Below are 17,131 nucleotides of genomic sequence, written 5' to 3'. Positions count from 1 at the left end.
TCCCGCTCATCGGACTTCAATCGCACTTTGGCCATCTCAATATACCAATCGCAATAGTCATCCCAGAAAAAATCATAAATAGCCCGGGCGGCTTGCCCAAACTCAAAGTCGTCAAGATAGTCAGACATCTCTTGGATGGTGCTGTTCAGTCGACGCCAAATCCATTGGTCGACGGGATGTGGACTGATCTGATCATGGTCGGCTAATGAAAAGTTGTCGTCACGATTCATCAATACAAAGCGCATCGCATTATAGACCTTGTTGGCAAAGTGGCTTCCTGACTCAAAGCGCTCCCAACTCCAGCGATAGTCATTTCCCGGAGCCGATCCTAAAACCAAGGCAATCCGCAGTGCATCTGCTCCATATTTTTCGACAACCTCAAGGGGATCGACACCATTGCCCAGAGACTTACTCATTTTTCGTCCTTCGGCATCTCTCACCAACCCGTGCAACAGTACCACATCAAAGGGTTTTTGACCGGTAAAGTGCAATCCCTGCATAATCATGCGGGATACCCAGAAGAAAATGATGTCGTATCCGGTACTCAATACAGAGGTAGGATAAAACATCGCCAAATCCTCGGTGTCATTCGGCCATCCCAAAGTGGAAAAGGGCCAGAGGGCGGACGAAAACCAGGTATCTAGAACATCTTCGTCTTGTCTGACGGGCCCCTGACAAGAAGGGCAATGAAGGACCCGTTCCCGCGAGACCATCATCTCACCACAAGCGTCACAATAATAGGCGGGAATGCGATGCCCCCACCAAATTTGTCGCGATACGCACCAGTCGTGGATATTCTCCATCCAGTTCATATAGATTTTTTCAAAGCGTTCAGGGACAAATTTAATGGCCCCTGAACGAACCGCTTCAATCGCCGGCCCAGCCAACGGGGCAATTTTGACAAACCACTGCAATGACAAAAGGGGTTCGATAATCGTGTCACACTTTTCACAATGGCCCACCGAGTGCATAATCGCCTCTTGACCGCGAAGGTATCCTTTATCGCCTAAGTCAGATAGAACCGATTGACGCGCGTTATCCCGGGTAAGCCCCGCATATCCCCCGGCGTCTTCCGTCATAATCCCGTCCTCACCAATCACTTTGATTTCAGACAAGGCATGGCGTTTGCCCATTTGAAAGTCATTGGGATCATGGGCAGGGGTCACTTTCACCGCGCCTGTACCAAATTCGCGGTCCACATAGCTATCCGCCACAATCGGAATGACACGGCCAATCAACGGTACCCGCACGAACTTCCCAATGAGGTCGGCATACCGTTCATCTTCTGGATGCACCGCGATACCCGTATCTCCCAGCATGGTTTCCGGGCGTGTAGTGGCGACAATGATTTCGCCACCTCCTTCAACCAATGGATAACCAATGGCGGTGAGCTGCCCCGGCTGCTCCACGTGGTCTACCTCAATGTCGGAAAGAGCGGTTTTACAGGACACACACCAGTTAGTAATATAGTTCCCGCGATAGATGAGACCTTCCTCATAGAGTCGAACAAAAACTTCGGTCACCGCATCGGATAATCCCTCGTCCAGGGTAAACCGTAGCCGGTCCCAATCGACCGAAGCTCCGAGCTTAGCTACCTGCTCAAGAATTCTCCCTCCATACTGTTCCTTCCACTGCCAGACCTCATTAACGAATGCCTCGCGCCCCAGTTCCCGCCGGTCAATTCCTTGACTGCGCAACAATTCATCCACTTTCATCTGGGTATGGATTCCCGCATGGTCGGTTCCGGGCAGCCACAAGGTATTGTCTCCACGCAGGCGATGATACCGCGTCAAAATATCCTGCCAAGTACTGTTAAGGGCATGGCCCAAGTGCAAAACCCCGGTGACATTCGGTGGAGGCATGACGATGGTAAACGAGTCCCGTCCCTCTCGGTGAGTGGGACGAAAATAGCCCTTTTCCCTCCACCACTGATACCACTTGTCTTCGACCACACCCGGGTTATATCGCGAATCTAGTGCCACACCGATCATCCTCCACCGAAGTTATTACCTACCAGTTAACGTCGCAAATACAATAAATCCCCGCTTCGCTAAGGGCGAAACGAGGATTTCGCGGTACCACCTTAATTTGCCCCATTGCTGGAGCCTTCAAGCGCAATATCGGGCGCAATCCGTCTCGATACTCGCCCATATAGGCGATCTCGAAATTCCTCAGGGATCACTCACGTTCACATCCGGGCGAATCTTTCACCATATGACTCGCTCTCTATACCGGACCGCTGAACGCTTCTTCCCCTCATCGGCTAGACTCTTAAATTAATAAAGGTTTTGTTACTCTACGACGGCAAGTATGTCTTCGGCGGACAAAATAAGATGCTCGACGTTGTCGATCTTAATCTCTGTCCCCGCGAACTTCGCGAACAAGACACGTTGACCATTCTTGACTTTGACGTCTTCGCCATCGCCCACAGCCACCACAAGACCTGTCTGTGGCTTGTCTTTGGCAGTGTCTGGGATGTAAATACCACTCTGTGTCCGTTCTTGTTCTTCAACCAACTTAATTAACACCCGATCCCCCAGGGGTTGTACCTGCATTACGATATCCCTCGCTTCCTGAGATAGAAACCCACGATAAAGTGGCATTTTCAATTATAGCCAACCGCCACCGGGTGTCAATTATGGTTCCACAGTTCTTTTGCCGATCATCCCCTCATACCATGATGCAAGGGGGCTTGGCAGAGTGATCCGAAAATATTGCAAACGACCGTTCCTTCTTCCCCTTGTGGGAAGCTTAGTCGTCCTACTCACTGGTTGTGGGGCTCGTCCAGCGCCATCCGCGAATGAAGCTTCGTGGCCTACGGTATCGGTCCAGTTGGACGACATCACACCCCTCATGACACTTCCACTGACCTTGGCTCTACGATTGGGCACCTTCCATGAACGCCATGTGAAGATCGTATTCACCAACAAATCGCATACCGCTAACGTGACTCTCAGTTCGAGCCCACAGCGCCCGGTGGTCGGATACCTGGCGACCCGTCCAGATTTAGTGTTGGTCTCTCCTCGACCGGACCCTCATTTTCGCCTGCGCGCCTTAAATCACTTGCCTATCTTTTATTCGCCCATTGTCCACAGCGAAATTCCCCTAGTGAGCGCCCTTCTGAAAACCCAGCGTGCCCATATTACCCAATGGACGCCGATTCCTTTTTCGCAAATGAAACAGCTTTGGCGTCGTCAGCACTTACCGTGGGCAGTGGTCACCCTCAGTGAAGCGCAAGTCCTAAAACACCTTGATGCAAGGACTGTCACCTTGTCGTGGCTGGGCGCGTCTACTGGACCGATCCCCACCGTCATGCTCGAAGAACACCGCGCCGAGCCCGCAGTGACACGTTTTCTTGCCGGTCTGAATCTGGCTCTCTGGTATCTCCACACCACGCCCCCAGCGGCCGTCGCATCCATTTTGAGCAACGGCCACCAGGATTCACAGCTCGTCCAAGAAATCCGACAGGCCCTACACTATCAGTATTGGCCCAATACCACCTATCCAGACTCCAGCACCTATGCCAGAATGACCTCCTTAATGCCTCAGTGGCAAAGCTACACCGTGATGGTGGACCCGGGTCCTGCCCTTCAAGCTCTTTCGGAAATGGATAAATAGTGGGAGCGTGTAATTTCCATCAGCCGCAAATCCGTATATCCGTGTAGCCGGCCGGTCGCTGGCAAACGACCCACCGTGCGAAAACCGGTCTTTTGATACGTTCTGATGGCGCGCCCATTATCCATCCTTACCCGCAAGTACACTCGGTCTAAAGTCAACATATGAAATGCCGCAAATAGCGCTTCGCGCATTGCCTCGGTACCATAGCCTCGGCCCCATGAGTCCTTATTGCCTATCGATATGCGAATTTCGGCTTCACGAGCTCGCCATAAGATCTGCTGCAGCTCGACATCTCCAATGAGGTTGCCCTCATCGTCTATTATCGCGAACACCAATCGGCTACGGTCGCGAACTAACGATCGCCACCATGCTTCTTGGTCGTCACCTTTGGCAAACTTTTTCCCAGTGAGCTCAAATAGCGCCGGATCGTTGTCCCAGCGCATCAACATGGATACATCATCATGCGTTAGTCGACGAATGCGTCGATACTCCTCTGTTAAAGATAAAACCAAGCGTCGTCACCTCACAAGAAGTCCAAGCCTCTAGTCATTCGACACGCACTGCCGAGCTCCTGTCATTTTGGAACCATCTCGAGGGACTTTCTGATGGAAATCATGGATAAGGTCCCCATTATCACCTAAGCCGTCTCCTCGACTCTCTTCCTATCGATATGATTAGTCACTGTGAACGGGAACCGACGGAAGTAGCCGCAGCGCCGTATGGTTGTCACTCACTTCCAACTGAAGAGCGGCCAAATTTTCAAAGTGTAACGCATGAGACCCTTGCCACGGAGCGCCCAGCACACCCAAGGTCACCGCCTTCAGGCAGTCCGCATGAGGCACGACAAACACTCGCCCGGAATGTTTGCCTGGCAACTCCTTGAGAAAACTGTCCATTCGGGCATATACGGCACTTAATCGTTCTCCTCCGGGCGGTGGAATCTCAGGATCATGTTTCCAGGTCTGATAGGCATTGAGAGGCTCCAAGTCATGAATTACCTGCCCATCAAAGGCACCCATATGGATTTCATGCAGTCTCGAGTCAATGTGCACCGAGTCCACTCCTACCAAGTGCGCAATCACTTCCGCGGTTTCCTGAGTACGTCGTAGCGGACTCGCATAGAGGGCGCTGACCGACTGTCCCTTCCATAATTCCGCAAAGTGTCGTGCGGCCAGACGTCCACTGGCGGTTAATACCGGGTCAAACGCGTCGGAGACCAACTGGTCATGCGCATTAGCCTCGCTCTCCCCATGACGGATCATTACTACCATGACTCCCATGACATCTCTCCTATCCAATTTTATGTATTCTTCGCAATTCGTCCGCCAGCTACTTGACCCAGCCTCCTCAATTGAGTAGCTTTGACGTATGCAGAATCTACAAGGAAAAACTCTTTGGGTTATGCGGCACGGGCGTCCCAACGTCCCCCCTAACCCTCTTCTTATGACACGAGTACAGTTTAATGAGTACTTGCACCAATATGACCTGGCTGGCCTGAGTCAAGACGAGCAGGCACGCCTGGTGTCCCTCTATGCGTCCTATCCCACCCCAGAATTGGTGGTCTCCTCGGACTTGCCTCGCGCGAAAGAAACCGCCAACCTATTCGCCCGGGGAGCCCATATCGAGGTCAATCCGATATTCCGAGAAATTCCGATCGTCCTTCCCAAAGAGGCCAACACCTGGTTTCTCAATCGTCGTTGGCCCAGTGAAGTGTGGTGGAGCTACCTACGCTCAGCGTGGTTCTTCGACATCCCCCCGGAAGGGAAAAAGCTATCCGTGGAACGCAGTCGCGCTGCCATAGAGCAACTGCTGGAATACCAACAACAAGTACAGACGCTGGCACTGGTCTCCCACTCCGGGTTTTTGCTAGTCACGATTAACCTCTTGATGAAAGCCGGCCAAATTGACGGGCGACGATTGCCTCACATCAACTTTGGCAGGCCCACAACCTATCAGTACAAAAGTTAAATCGAGAGGCCAAGACCGTGTATAGCCGCTTTGATCGCGTCCATGCCCTCGCCCGTCCGGCTTGAGATTAAATTCACGGACAATCCATACTGCTCATCTAGCGCCGCTTGGCGCTCTTTTTGTTCTTGGCGATTCATTCGATCCATTTTACTAGCTGCCACAACTAATAGCACGTTGCGCTCACGAGCCCACTGCACCACCATAAATTCTGCCTCTTCGGGATCTCGACGCGCATCTTGAATCAGTACCGCACCGACCAATGGCTGACGGGTCGTGAGATAGTCTTCCACCGCCATCCCAAAACGCGCCCGCTCATCCTTGGACACTTTGGCGTATCCGAATCCGGGGAGGTCCACAATATACCAACTCGGCATCGCAAAGAAATTAATGCGTTGCGTACGACCCGGGGTATTACTGGTATGCGCCACTTTTTTCTTCAAAAGGGCATTAATCAACGAAGACTTGCCCGCATTAGACCGCCCTAAAAACGCAATCTCGCTCAATCCCGTCTTCGGCATTTCCTCCAGTGTTAAAGCTGAAGTCACCAAATCCCCGGATTTAACCGGGGCGTTTGCTCGCGAGTGAACTTTTGACTTGGCCATGAATCCTCCATTCCCTATTCCAGCACCTCGGCGAGCACATCATCTAAGTGTCCCACGGTGGAAATCTCCAGTTGACGACGCACATTGATGGGAATGTCCTCTAAATCTGGCCGATTGTTCTCTGGAATAAATACCTTTCGCACTCCCGCTCGGTGTGCTGCCAAAATTTTTTCCTTGATTCCACCCACTGGCAAAACCCGTCCCCGCAAAGTAATTTCTCCCGTCATCGCCACCGCCGGCCGCACCGGCCGACCAGTCAGTGCCGAAATCATCGCCACCGCCATGGCCACCCCGGCCGATGGCCCATCTTTGGGGATGGCCCCTTCGGGCACATGAATATGGAGATCCGTGCTGTCGTCCAATCCCCCCTCAATGGCCAGAGCCGTCTGGTGCGATCGAATGTAGCTGAAGCCGGCTCGAGCCGATTCTTGCATGACATCCCCTAATTGCCCGGTCAGCGTGAGATGCCCCTTGCCCGGCATGGTGCTCACCTCAATGGCCATAATGTCTCCACCTACTTCGGTGACGGCGAGTCCATTCACGACCCCTACTTGCGCATCGACCTCAGCCGACAAGTGGTGGACTCGCGGTTTTCCCAGATAGCGAGAGATATTCTTGCCGGTCACATGAATAGGCGATGTCTTCCCTTCAACCACCTCTCGGGCGGCCTTACGACAAATTCTCCCTAACTCCCGCTCCAATTGCCGCACACCGGCTTCGCGAGTATATTGGGCAATGATACGGCCCATGATCCCCCGCGCCAGTGAAATTTGACTATCGGCGAGCCCATTTTGCTTCTTTTGCCGCGGCCACAAATATCTTTCTGCAATGTGGACCTTTTCTTCATCGGTATAGCCGGGAATATTAATCACTTCCATGCGATCCAAAAGCGGACGAGGAATGAGGTGCAACACATTCGCCGTGGTAATGAACATCACGTCAGATAAGTCAAAGGGGATTTCCACATAGTGATCGGAAAAATGTTGATTTTGTTCTGGATCTAGTACTTCCAAAAGAGCGGCAGCAGGATCCCCGCGAAAATCGTTGGCCATCTTGTCAAGCTCATCCAACAGAAACAAGGGGTTTTTCGTTCCGGCTTGTCTCATCCCCTGAATAATCCGCCCCGGCATGGCCCCAACATAGGTGCGGCGATGACCACGAATTTCCGCTTCGTCGCGCACTCCGCCCAACGATATTCGGACAAAGTTACGGCCCGTCGCCCGCGCAATCGAGCGAGCCAGCGAAGTTTTCCCTACCCCCGGTGGGCCCACTAAGCACAAAATCGGGGTTTTCAACTCTTCCGATAATGATTGCACCGCTAAGAATTCAAGAACACGTTCCTTTACCCTTGGTAGTCCAAAATGATCGCTTTCCAAAATATCTTCGGACTCTCCCAAGGAAATGTTCTGCACGCTTTTTTCGGTCCATGGCAATTCCAATAACGCGTCCAGATATGTACGTACGACAGCCGCTTCTGCCGACATGGGCGACATCTTTTCTAATCGGCTAATTTCTCGTTCGATTTTCTCACGAACCGTAGGGTCCAGCGCCGTCATGGTTTCTAGGCGTTGTCGCAACTCTTCCGTTTCGCTGGCTTCTTCGTCGGATTCTCCCAGTTCTCGCTGGATAGCCTTCATTTGCTCACGAAGGTAATACTCCTTTTGGGTCCGTTCCATCTGACGACGGACACGGCCGTTAATCCGCTTTTCGATTTCTAGAAGTTCAATTTGTCGCGATAGTACGTCGCCCACTCGAGTAAGTCGCTCCTGGAGATCAAAGCTCTCCAACACCTCTTGCTTCTCCTGGGTACGAATGTCCATATTGGAGATGATGGTGTCTGCTAGACGTCCCGGGTCGTCGATATTCATAACCACGCTCGCCTCTCCGGGCATTTTGCGAGAGTTTTTGATGTAGACCTCAAATAAGTCTACGGCGCTATGCATGAGGGCTTCCAGTTCATCTGTCAGTTCAGTTTCCTCAGGAACCGCTTCCACGTCCGCCATAAAATAATCGCCACTATCGCGCACTGAATGAATCCGACATCGGCTTTTTCCCTCGACCACGACCTTTGAACCGCCTGTCGGCATCTTCAGCACCTGCTTCACCTCGGCGATCACCCCAACCAGATAGAGGTCTTCTTCGCTAGGGCTGTCCAGCCGTGTATCTTTCTGCGCTACAAACAAAAGCGAGCGATCGCCCAGCATAGCCTGCTCCAGCGCCTCAAGGCTCTTTTTTCGACCAATTTCAAGCGGAACCACCATGGACGGAAACACTAATACGCCGCGGAGTGGTAATAACGGTAAATCCATACATTCGCCCCCTATACCCATATTACCAAACACTTGAAAAAAAAGGGGCGCTCCGACTGGAGCGGCCCTTTCTCCCAATCAGTAATTACCCCACTGAAGAAGGACTGGCCGTCAAAAGATCGGCTTCCATGACTGGTTGCAGCGAGGTCGGTTCCTCTTGTACCGCGATAATCGCATGTTCAATGACCTCGGATAATGTATCGACGGGAATGACATCGATGGCCAAGGTGCGAAACACCTCCTGCCAATTATCACGCGGGATGAGGACCCGCTTACATCCTGCCTGCTGAGCCGCTTCAACCTTTGCCACGACTCCTCCGATTGGTCGTACTTCACCGCGAATCGAGAGTTCTCCGGTCATCGCCAACCGATTGTCTACCGTCTTTTGCTTTATGGCCGAGTATAGTGCCGATGCAATCGCAACGCCTGCCGAGGGCCCGTCTAACGGCACGCCGCCCGGAAAGTTAATGTGCAAATGGTAATCGCGAGTCCGGATGTCCATAATGTTTTCCAGGACCGTCAAGACGTTTTCGACCGAACTGCGAGCCATCGATTTACGACGAATGGTACGCCCACCGTTGCCCATCTCTTCTTCATCCACCACTCCGGTGACCGAAAGCTTTCCCGTGCCCTCGGCCACTGGTTGTGCAACCGCTTCCACTTCAAGTACCGTCCCTAAATTCGGCCCGTAAATGGCAAGCCCATTCACCATTCCCACGTGCGGCCTGTCTGCCACCTTTTTCTCCGGACGAGGGTTATACTGCCCGGATTGCACCACCCACTCCACATCCGCCTTGGTAATGCCCTGGCGGCCTTCGGTCATCGAGACTCCGGCGGCGATTTGAATCATATTGACCGCTTCGCGCCCATTGGTGGCATATTGTTTAATAATCTCCAATGCACCTGACTCCACGTCGATACCCATTCGCTTGGCGGCATTGGCGGCAATTGAATGGACCTCATCCGGCAGCAACGCTCGGAAGTAAATCTCCAAGCAGCGCGACCGGATGGCCGGCGGAATCTCCTGTGGCTGCCGCGTAGTGGCCCCTACTAGCCGGAAGTCAGCCGGAAGACCATTCTCAAAAATATCTTGAATGTGGAGAGGAATATTTTGATCCTCCGAATTATAATACGCCGATTCCAGAAATACTTTGCGATCTTCCAATACCTTCAGTAGCTTGTTCATCTGAATCGGATGTAATTCGCCAATTTCATCGATAAAGAGCATCCCGCCATGCGCTTTCGTGACGGCACCCGGCTTCGGTTGGGGAATTCCCGCCATCCCCATGGGACCGGCCCCCTGATAAATAGGGTCATGAACCGATCCAATGAGCGGGTCTGCAATCCCACGCTCGTCAAATCGAGCGGTGGTGGCGTCTAATTCAATGAATTTGGCATCAGGCCTAAATGGTGACCACGACATCCGCTTGGCTTCCTCCATGACCAGTCGCGCCGCAGCCGTTTTTCCGACTCCCGGGGGTCCATAAATAATGACGTGCTGCGGATTCGGACCACAGAGCGCCGCCTTGAGCGATTTAATGCCGTCAGATTGCCCGACGACCTCCTCAAAGTTGCTCGGACGTGTCCTTTCGGATAACGGCTCACTGAGGTGAATCGCACGTAGGCGACGCAATTTGTCAATCTCTTTTTTTGACTCCCGTTCCACGGCCACCTTCGCGCCTTGCTGAGACTTCAAGGCGTTCCAGAAATAGAGTCCAATAACTACAATCAAAAAAAATTGAACGAAGGTCACGATGCTTTGAAAGTTCATCGTAGCCCTCCTTTCCGCGAAGCAGAGATTGTTTGATGCGAATTCGCCGTTTGGCCTCGCGTATGTAGTTTGGCCAACTTTGAGGCTGATAAAGCGCCAATTCATGGACCGACATCCAGCAATTATGTGCAATCGCGTACCATGCCCTCAATGGAAATTATGCCCACTTACGCCCGCAAAAAACCAACAGCCGACCCCTAACTAGGCGTCGGCCAGGCTTTTGCATCACGAATCAATAAAAAACGGCTAGGCGAGAGAGACGGAAGCCAACAGAGCATCGCCCATCGGCTGAATCAATTGGCGCTCTTCCAGGAATCGGACCACATTAGCCAGGTCCTCGCTAAACACTTTCTCGCCTGAGACAATCCGAAGTTCAGGTGAGCGAGGGATCTCATAAGGACTTTGAATGCCTGTCATTTCGGGAATTGTTCCCTGCCGTGCCTGGTGATACAACCCTTTGGGATCACGGCGTTCACACTCCTCAAGCGACGTCGCCACATGAATTTCAATGAAATCTCCGATCGGCTCAATCATATCGCGAAAGCGCTGGCGGGCTTCTTCCAATGGCGCAACCATGGCCACCACCACGAGGCCGCCATGCTGCACCATGAGTTGCGACACAAAGCCCACCCGTTCGAGATTTTGAATGCGATCCTCGCGAGTAAACCCAAGACCTTTGGATAAATGGCGGCGGATGACGTCGCCATCCAAGAGGGTCACGAGATACTTACTGCGCAGAGACAGCACATGATACAACGCCTTCGCCAGGGTACTCTTTCCGGATGCCGGAAGACCGGTCAAAAAGATCACTCCGCCCTGTTTGATGGTCCGGAATTCATCTTGCAATACTTGCCGGACGGGCTCGGGTGCATACCATTCGGGCAATGGTTCACCACTTGCCAGCATCTGACGCACTTTGGTTCCAGAGAGTTGCACCATATCGGACGTGTTGTCGGCATCCTTTACGGGCCAAAAACTCTGATGTCGCACATTAAAGGCGTATTCTGGAAAGACCAGCGGACGGATTTTCATCTTGTCTGCGACCTTTTCCATGAGTTCTTGAGCTTCGTACGGTGGGTACCAAAATCCATTGGGATGGACTGGGTTTTTCCCGGGATCCGCCGGTGCTCGTCCAACAATAAAATAGTCTGCTCCGTAGTTTTGACGAATCAAGGCATGCCACAACGCTTCTCTGGGACCTGCCATCCGCATGGCCAGCGGTATCGTCGCTAAAGTGACTGAAGGATGCCCATTATCATCTAACGGATAGCTTTCCGCCAACGCCCAAATCGCCTTCAAGCGCAGTGACTCCGATAGGTCACCCGGTTGGGTCGGCCCGGTCGTCGGATGAAGCAGCAAATGTCCGTCAACTAACTCTTGGGCAGCCCGTGTCACCGCGTAATGTGCCCCGTGCATAGGATTTCGCGTATGAAAGGCTACGACCGGCTTTCCCAATCGTCGAAATCGTCGCCTCATTTCTCCCGGGGTCCGATACAGTGGTAGAAAGTCTACACGACGTGCTAATTCTAAGCGTTCTAAATCGAGACTTTGCACCGGACCAGCAATATACCAGTGATGGCGGCCCAATAAGGATCGTACTCCCGCGTGACGCACGTCCTCCGTACCATAAATAGCCTGCGCTTCACGATGCAAGTCTGCTTCATAGACTTCGCTGACGATCACCTTGGCTAATGGTGTCCCATCTTCCCTAGTCAAAAGGACCTCCTCGCCTACCGTCACTGACGTCGCGAAATCCTCTGCGACATCAAGCACGATAGGTATCGGCCATAGACTACCATCAGCCAACGTCATGCGTTCCAGCACGGATATATAGTCTCGGGACGAAAGATACCCCTCCAAAGGTGCATAGGCTCCTGACAAGAGCAAATCTAAGTCACACCGCTGCTGAGCATCAAGAATCCACGCATGTTGTCCCACTAGTACTCCACACCCTTAATAAAGATGATTTATTTATGTCATACTTAGGGTATGACAAGATTACAGTGTCATGGGACAATCATCCCGATCTTAAGTAACACTTCAGCGTACATCGGTACCTGACCCAGTATAGTAGGGCTAGCATATATCGCGAAGGAGGGCTCGACCTGCTACCCAATTTTCTAATCATCGGTGCCCCTCGTAGCGGCACCACGCACTTATACAAGGGTTTGCGGCAGCATCCTGAGGTTTACGTGAGTGACTTCAAAGAACCGATGTTTTTCGCTTATGAGAATGATCCTCGCTCGAGCGTCGTGAGTGACCTCAAGACCTACGAGTCTCTATTTAACTCGGCAGGCAACGCCCATGCCGTAGGGGAAGCTTCGACCCTTTATTTGTATAGCGAACGAGCTCCTCTGACAATTGCGAAGTACATTCCAGATGCGCGCATGATCGCCGTGTTGAGAAATCCCATCGACCGCGCTTTTTCTCAATATACGTTTCAACGACTCTTGCATGACGAACCGTGCGACACATTTGAGCAAGCACTCGCACTCGAAGAAGAACGCCGTGAACGCCTGTCGCACCTCATGCCATTTATCCTTTATCGTGAGGTGGGCCTCTACAGTGACCAAGTCAAGCGCTACCAACAACAATTTTCGCCAGAGCAGCTACTCTTTCTTCTGCAAGATGACTTAGACCATCATCCGCAGCAAGTTTTTCAACGTATCTTTTCATTCCTCGAAGTGGATCCGCTTTTTGAGCCTAACCTACCTCATCGCACCAACGCTTCCGGAGTGCCAGAGAATCAGACCCTATTTCGCCTCATTAAGACCACTGGCCGAGCATTTAAGCGATTTCTTCCGGAATCGACTGTGAACCGCTTAAGTGGTAAGACACACGAGACATTGCTGACTCGTCCCGCAATTCATGAAGCTACCCGTCAAGAATTGCAATCATTCTTCCACGATGATATTGAAAAGACGGCCGCCCTGCTGGATCGCGACTTATCTCACTGGCTCAACCCGCAATAAAAATAGGCGCTATGGGATACTCCCTCGGCTGATAGATTGACGCCATGCATGCTAAAACAGCGATAGTCCGAAGCCGCTGCTGTTCTCCGCAGGGACAATGCCCGTGCGGCTGATGCCATCGATCACACCAAAGACATGATGGATGTTAATGGCCGCGCATCCCGACTGGGGATTTCGCGGACCGATTATGGATAGGCCTTATTGGGATGAGCCACTTCAGCCTTGGATGTGCAAAGCTATTGCACATAAGAAAAAACCGGAGAGCGGCACTGGCACGGCTCTCCGGTTTTTGGGACACCACTTATGCAGTTTCTTCCTTTTGTTTTTTAGCGCGAGGTTTTTGACCTTGCACCGAAACCAAAAGCGGTTCTTCTTGATGCTCCACTACTTCACGGGTAATGACGCACTTGGCTATATCGGGACGTCCCGGCATCTCATACATGATTTCGAGCATGAGATCCTCGATAATAGCTCGGAGCGCACGTGCACCGGTGTTGCGACGCATGGCCTCTCGCGCCACCGCTTTCACTGCATCGTCGTTGAACTCCAACTCCACATTATCCATTTGCAACATCTTTTGATATTGCTTAATCAAGGCATTGCGCGGTTCGGTGAGAATTTGCACCAACGCCGGCTCATCTAACGCGTCCAACGTCACGGTAATAGGCAGTCGACCCACAAACTCTGGAATGAGACCAAACTTGAGCAAGTCTTCTGGCATGATCTTGGCCAGCACATCCCCAATGTTGATGTCAGACTTACCTTGAATCTCGGCGTTAAATCCAAGGCCCTTTTTACCGATACGTCCCTTGATTAACTTATCGATGCCATCGAAAGCGCCACCCACAATAAAGAGGATGTTCGTGGTATCAATTTGAATGAACTCTTGATGAGGATGCTTACGACCACCCTGCGGCGGCACCGACGCGACGGTCCCTTCCAAAATCTTTAGCAAGGCTTGTTGCACACCCTCACCCGATACGTCTCGGGTAATCGATGGGTTCTCTGACTTACGAGCGATCTTGTCAACCTCGTCAATGTAGACAATACCTTTTTCGGCCTTTTCTACATCATAATCTGCCGCTTGAATCAGCTTTAATAAGATGTTTTCCACATCTTCTCCGACGTACCCCGCCTCCGTTAACGAGGTGGCATCAGCAATGGCAAACGGCACATTGAGAATCTTGGCAAGCGTTTGCGCTAAGAGGGTCTTCCCGGAACCTGTCGGGCCCAACATCAGAATGTTGGACTTTTGCAGTTCAACATCGTCGACCTTATTGCCTAAGTTAATGCGCTTATAGTGATTATAGACCGCTACGGAAAGGGTCTTTTTCGCCCGATCTTGGCCTACCACATACTGGTCCAAAATCGATCGAATTTCTGACGGTTTGGGAATGTCCTTGAGCTCAAATTCCACATCGTCATTGAGCTCTTCCTCAATTATTTCAGAACACAGTTCCACGCACTCATCACAGATGTACACGCCACCTGGGCCCGCGATAAGCCGCTTCACTTGATCCTGATATTTCCCGCAGAATGAACATTTTAGCTGACCCTTTTCATCAGTAAACTTAAACATGGTCCGCCCCCTTATCCGCGTTGCTGTTCCGTGTCTAGTGTCATATCCCCTACTACTCTGGGTTCGAAGGGGCCAGACCGACTCGTGGCGTCAAGACTTCATCCACTAAATGATATGCCTTTGCTTCATCGGCAGTCATCCAATAGTCGCGCTCGGTTTCCTTCAAAATTTGCTCCAGAGAATGGTTACTGTGCTTGGCCAAGATTCCTGCTAAGGACTCCCGATTGCGGATCAGTTCCCGCATTTGAATATCGAGATCGGTAATTTTCCCGCCCAAGCGGTCCACCCATGGCTCATGTATCATGACCCGAGCATTGGGGAGAGCGAACCTCTTGCCATCCGCGCCTCCGGCCAGTAACACCGCACCCATACTCGCTGCTAAGCCAACACAAATGGTCGATACGTCCGGCTTAATATACTGCATGGTATCGTAGATGGCCATCCCGGCCGTCACCGATCCTCCAGGGGAATTCACATAGAGATTAATATCCCGCTCAGGATCGTCACTCTCTAGAAAGAGCAACTGGGCTACCACCAAATTGGCGACATCATCATCAATAGCATTTCCTAAAAAGATAATGCGTTCTTTTAACAGCCGTGAATAAATGTCATAGGAACGCTCTCCACGATTGGTCTGTTCAACGACCATCGGCACCAAATAGCTCATTGTTTCCCTCCCAATTAATCTTCCGGTTCTTCTTCCCCGAGGACCGTTGTCGATAGATAGTCACTGGCCTTCGATACGACGAGATTACCACGCAAAGCTTCGAATTCTCCTCGCTGCCTAAACAACTGCACTAATTGGTCGAGCGGTTGTCGATAGAGTTCTGCCATGGGAACAATCGTCTCGATGACATCATCGTCGCTGACTTCAATCCCCTGGCTTTTTGCCACTGACTCTAGGAGCAACTCTTCTTTCACTCGCTCCTCGGCCTGGGGCCGCATCTCTTCATGAAGATTTTCTAGAGAGATCTGGCGACTTTCAATATATTCCTCTACGTCGGCTCCCATCCGTCGAAGCATGTTGTCTAATTCATGCATTTGATTATGAATAGCCTGTTCAACCAATGCTGACGGAACCTCAAACGATGTGCGCTCTTTCAGCTTACCCAAAATCTTGGCCAACCGATCATCTTTAGCCTGCTTTAGTAGTCTTTCTTTCAGTCGCTCAGTGACCGTATCACGCAGGTCTTCTTCACTTTCGTAGCCCAAGGTGATCGCTAAATCTTCATCGATGGCCGGAATATCTGGGCGCTTGATATCGGTCACGGTCACTTCAAATCGGACATCTTTACCTTGAAGGGCGACATCAGGATGGTTCTCAGGATAGGTTAAGCGAATAGTTTGGGGCTCATCAGCCTGAAGACCAATCAGTTGTGTTTCGAGGCCTTCGACCGCCAGTCCAGAACCTATTTCTACGGCATAAGCATCATCTTCAACAAAGGGGTCTTCTCCCTCTTCATTATCCGCCAAAAATCCTTGCAATTTCAAGACAACATGATCCCCCATGGATACCGGCTCATTGTCCACTGGCACCAATTGCGCTTGAGACTTGGCTAATGCCTGAAATTCTTTCTCCAAATCCTCTTCCGATGCCTCTGAAACCGACAGTGGTTCTTTCAAAAGGTCATCCAAAGCGCCAATTTCGATTGCTGGTTTGGATTCCACCTCAATGTCAAATTGAAACGGCTTGTCCTCATCAAGTGTGACAATGTTAATATGGGGCTCTCCGACCGGTTCCACCGCTGCCGTGATTAATGCTTCGCTATAGTGCCGATCCACTAACTGTTGTGCCGCCTCTTGGAGCAACACCCCACGGCCCACATAGCGCTCAAAGATCTTTCGAGGGGCTTTTCCTCGTCGAAATCCCGGAATATTATATCGCCCTGCAACCGTCTTAAAGGCTCGATCCATAGCCTTTGTTACGTCAGCTGGCTCTATTGTCACTGATACCTTGGCTACCGCATGAGGCAACCGTTCCAACGCCACATCCACTGAAAAATTCCTCCTCTAACGCCCTTAAAAATCATCCCATTATAGCATGGGAAGTGGCTCAGTCCAATCACAAGAAAAACCGAGGCAGAAGCCTGCCTCGTCAAATTGGAGCGGAAGACGGGATTTGAACCCGCGACCCTCGCCTTGGCAAGGCGATGCTCTACCGCTGAGCTACTTCCGCGCTTTGGTGCGAGGGAAGGGACTTGAACCCTTACGCCTAGCGGCACGAGATCCTAAGTCTCGCATGTCTGCCATTCCATCACCCTCGCATGGTGCGCCCGGTAGGATTTGAACCTACGACCTCCGGATTCGAAGTC

The 17,131-nt window shown here is 51.6% G+C and carries 14 protein-coding genes and 2 tRNA genes; 3 read left to right on the top strand and 13 right to left on the bottom strand.

What is annotated here, in order from left to right; all coding sequences use genetic code 11:
- A partial coding sequence (locus ACOJWD_RS08940) for a valine--tRNA ligase (protein WP_486992879.1) occupies nt 1-1,991 on the bottom strand: 1,991 nt, incomplete at its 3' end.
- Nucleotides 1,992-2,291: 300 nt separating this feature from the next.
- Complete coding sequence (locus ACOJWD_RS08935; protein WP_486992878.1) at nt 2,292-2,555, bottom strand: co-chaperone GroES; 264 nt, start codon at nt 2,553-2,555, stop codon at nt 2,292-2,294.
- Between the two features lie 145 nt (nt 2,556-2,700).
- Here ACOJWD_RS08935 and ACOJWD_RS08930 point away from each other — a divergent pair, with 145 nt between their 5' ends.
- A complete protein-coding gene (locus tag ACOJWD_RS08930; protein ID WP_486992877.1) occupies nt 2,701-3,618 on the top strand; it encodes a hypothetical protein in 918 nt (305 codons plus the stop codon).
- On the opposite strand, the gene ACOJWD_RS08925 is transcribed toward ACOJWD_RS08930, so the two are convergent.
- Together ACOJWD_RS08925 and ACOJWD_RS08920 are read right to left on the bottom strand one after the other, a co-directional pair.
- The gene (locus ACOJWD_RS08925) at nt 3,591-4,130 is read right to left on the bottom strand and encodes a GNAT family N-acetyltransferase (RefSeq protein WP_486992876.1); all 540 of its coding nucleotides are present in this window, start codon (nt 4,128-4,130) and stop codon (nt 3,591-3,593) included. The two genes, ACOJWD_RS08930 and ACOJWD_RS08925, sit on opposite strands and share 28 nt — an antisense overlap.
- Nucleotides 4,131-4,292: 162 nt before the next feature.
- The gene (locus ACOJWD_RS08920) at nt 4,293-4,898 is read right to left on the bottom strand and encodes a histidine phosphatase family protein (protein ID WP_486992875.1); all 606 of its coding nucleotides are present in this window, start codon (nt 4,896-4,898) and stop codon (nt 4,293-4,295) included.
- Nucleotides 4,899-4,986: 88 nt separating this feature from the next.
- Here ACOJWD_RS08920 and ACOJWD_RS08915 point away from each other — a divergent pair, with 88 nt between their 5' ends.
- On the top strand, nt 4,987-5,586 hold the full coding sequence (locus ACOJWD_RS08915; RefSeq protein ID WP_486992874.1) for a histidine phosphatase family protein: 600 nt from the start codon (nt 4,987-4,989) through the stop codon (nt 5,584-5,586).
- On the opposite strand, the gene yihA is transcribed toward ACOJWD_RS08915, so the two are convergent.
- The 4 genes from yihA to cysC form a co-directional block, all read right to left on the bottom strand.
- On the bottom strand, nt 5,583-6,188 hold the full coding sequence (gene yihA, locus ACOJWD_RS08910; protein WP_486992873.1) for a ribosome biogenesis GTP-binding protein YihA/YsxC: 606 nt from the start codon (nt 6,186-6,188) through the stop codon (nt 5,583-5,585). The two genes, ACOJWD_RS08915 and yihA, sit on opposite strands and share 4 nt — an antisense overlap.
- Nucleotides 6,189-6,202: 14 nt before the next feature.
- Entirely contained in the window at nt 6,203-8,497 is a 2,295-nt protein-coding gene (gene lon, locus ACOJWD_RS08905; protein ID WP_486992872.1) for an endopeptidase La, read from the bottom strand.
- Nucleotides 8,498-8,582: 85 nt separating this feature from the next.
- Complete coding sequence (gene lonB / locus ACOJWD_RS08900) at nt 8,583-10,268, bottom strand: ATP-dependent protease LonB (RefSeq protein ID WP_486992871.1); 1,686 nt, start codon at nt 10,266-10,268, stop codon at nt 8,583-8,585.
- A gap of 246 nt (nt 10,269-10,514) precedes the next feature.
- A complete protein-coding gene (gene cysC / locus ACOJWD_RS08895; RefSeq protein WP_486992870.1) occupies nt 10,515-12,206 on the bottom strand; it encodes an adenylyl-sulfate kinase in 1,692 nt (563 codons plus the stop codon).
- A 119-nt stretch (nt 12,207-12,325) separates the two neighbouring features.
- On the opposite strand from cysC, the gene ACOJWD_RS08890 reads away from it, so the two are divergent.
- Complete coding sequence (locus ACOJWD_RS08890; RefSeq protein WP_486992880.1) at nt 12,326-13,240, top strand: sulfotransferase domain-containing protein; 915 nt, start codon at nt 12,326-12,328, stop codon at nt 13,238-13,240.
- 301 nt (nt 13,241-13,541) lie between these two features.
- On the opposite strand, the gene clpX is transcribed toward ACOJWD_RS08890, so the two are convergent.
- The 5 genes from clpX to ACOJWD_RS08865 form a co-directional block, all read right to left on the bottom strand.
- The gene (gene clpX / locus ACOJWD_RS08885; RefSeq protein ID WP_486992869.1) at nt 13,542-14,819 is read right to left on the bottom strand and encodes an ATP-dependent Clp protease ATP-binding subunit ClpX; all 1,278 of its coding nucleotides are present in this window, start codon (nt 14,817-14,819) and stop codon (nt 13,542-13,544) included.
- A 52-nt stretch (nt 14,820-14,871) separates the two neighbouring features.
- Complete coding sequence (locus ACOJWD_RS08880) at nt 14,872-15,486, bottom strand: ATP-dependent Clp protease proteolytic subunit (protein ID WP_486992868.1); 615 nt, start codon at nt 15,484-15,486, stop codon at nt 14,872-14,874.
- Nucleotides 15,487-15,500: 14 nt separating this feature from the next.
- On the bottom strand, nt 15,501-16,814 hold the full coding sequence (tig, locus tag ACOJWD_RS08875) for a trigger factor (RefSeq protein WP_486992867.1): 1,314 nt from the start codon (nt 16,812-16,814) through the stop codon (nt 15,501-15,503).
- A gap of 106 nt (nt 16,815-16,920) precedes the next feature.
- Nucleotides 16,921-16,995 (bottom strand) — tRNA-Gly (locus ACOJWD_RS08870).
- Between the two features lie 4 nt (nt 16,996-16,999).
- Nucleotides 17,000-17,083: transfer RNA gene (locus ACOJWD_RS08865), tRNA-Leu, on the bottom strand.
- Nucleotides 17,084-17,131 lie beyond the last annotated feature (48 nt).

This window comes from Sulfobacillus sp. TH-112 (assembly GCF_057473405.1).
Note: the sequence above shows the minus strand (reverse complement) of the source record. Positions and strands in the feature narration are given on the sequence as shown.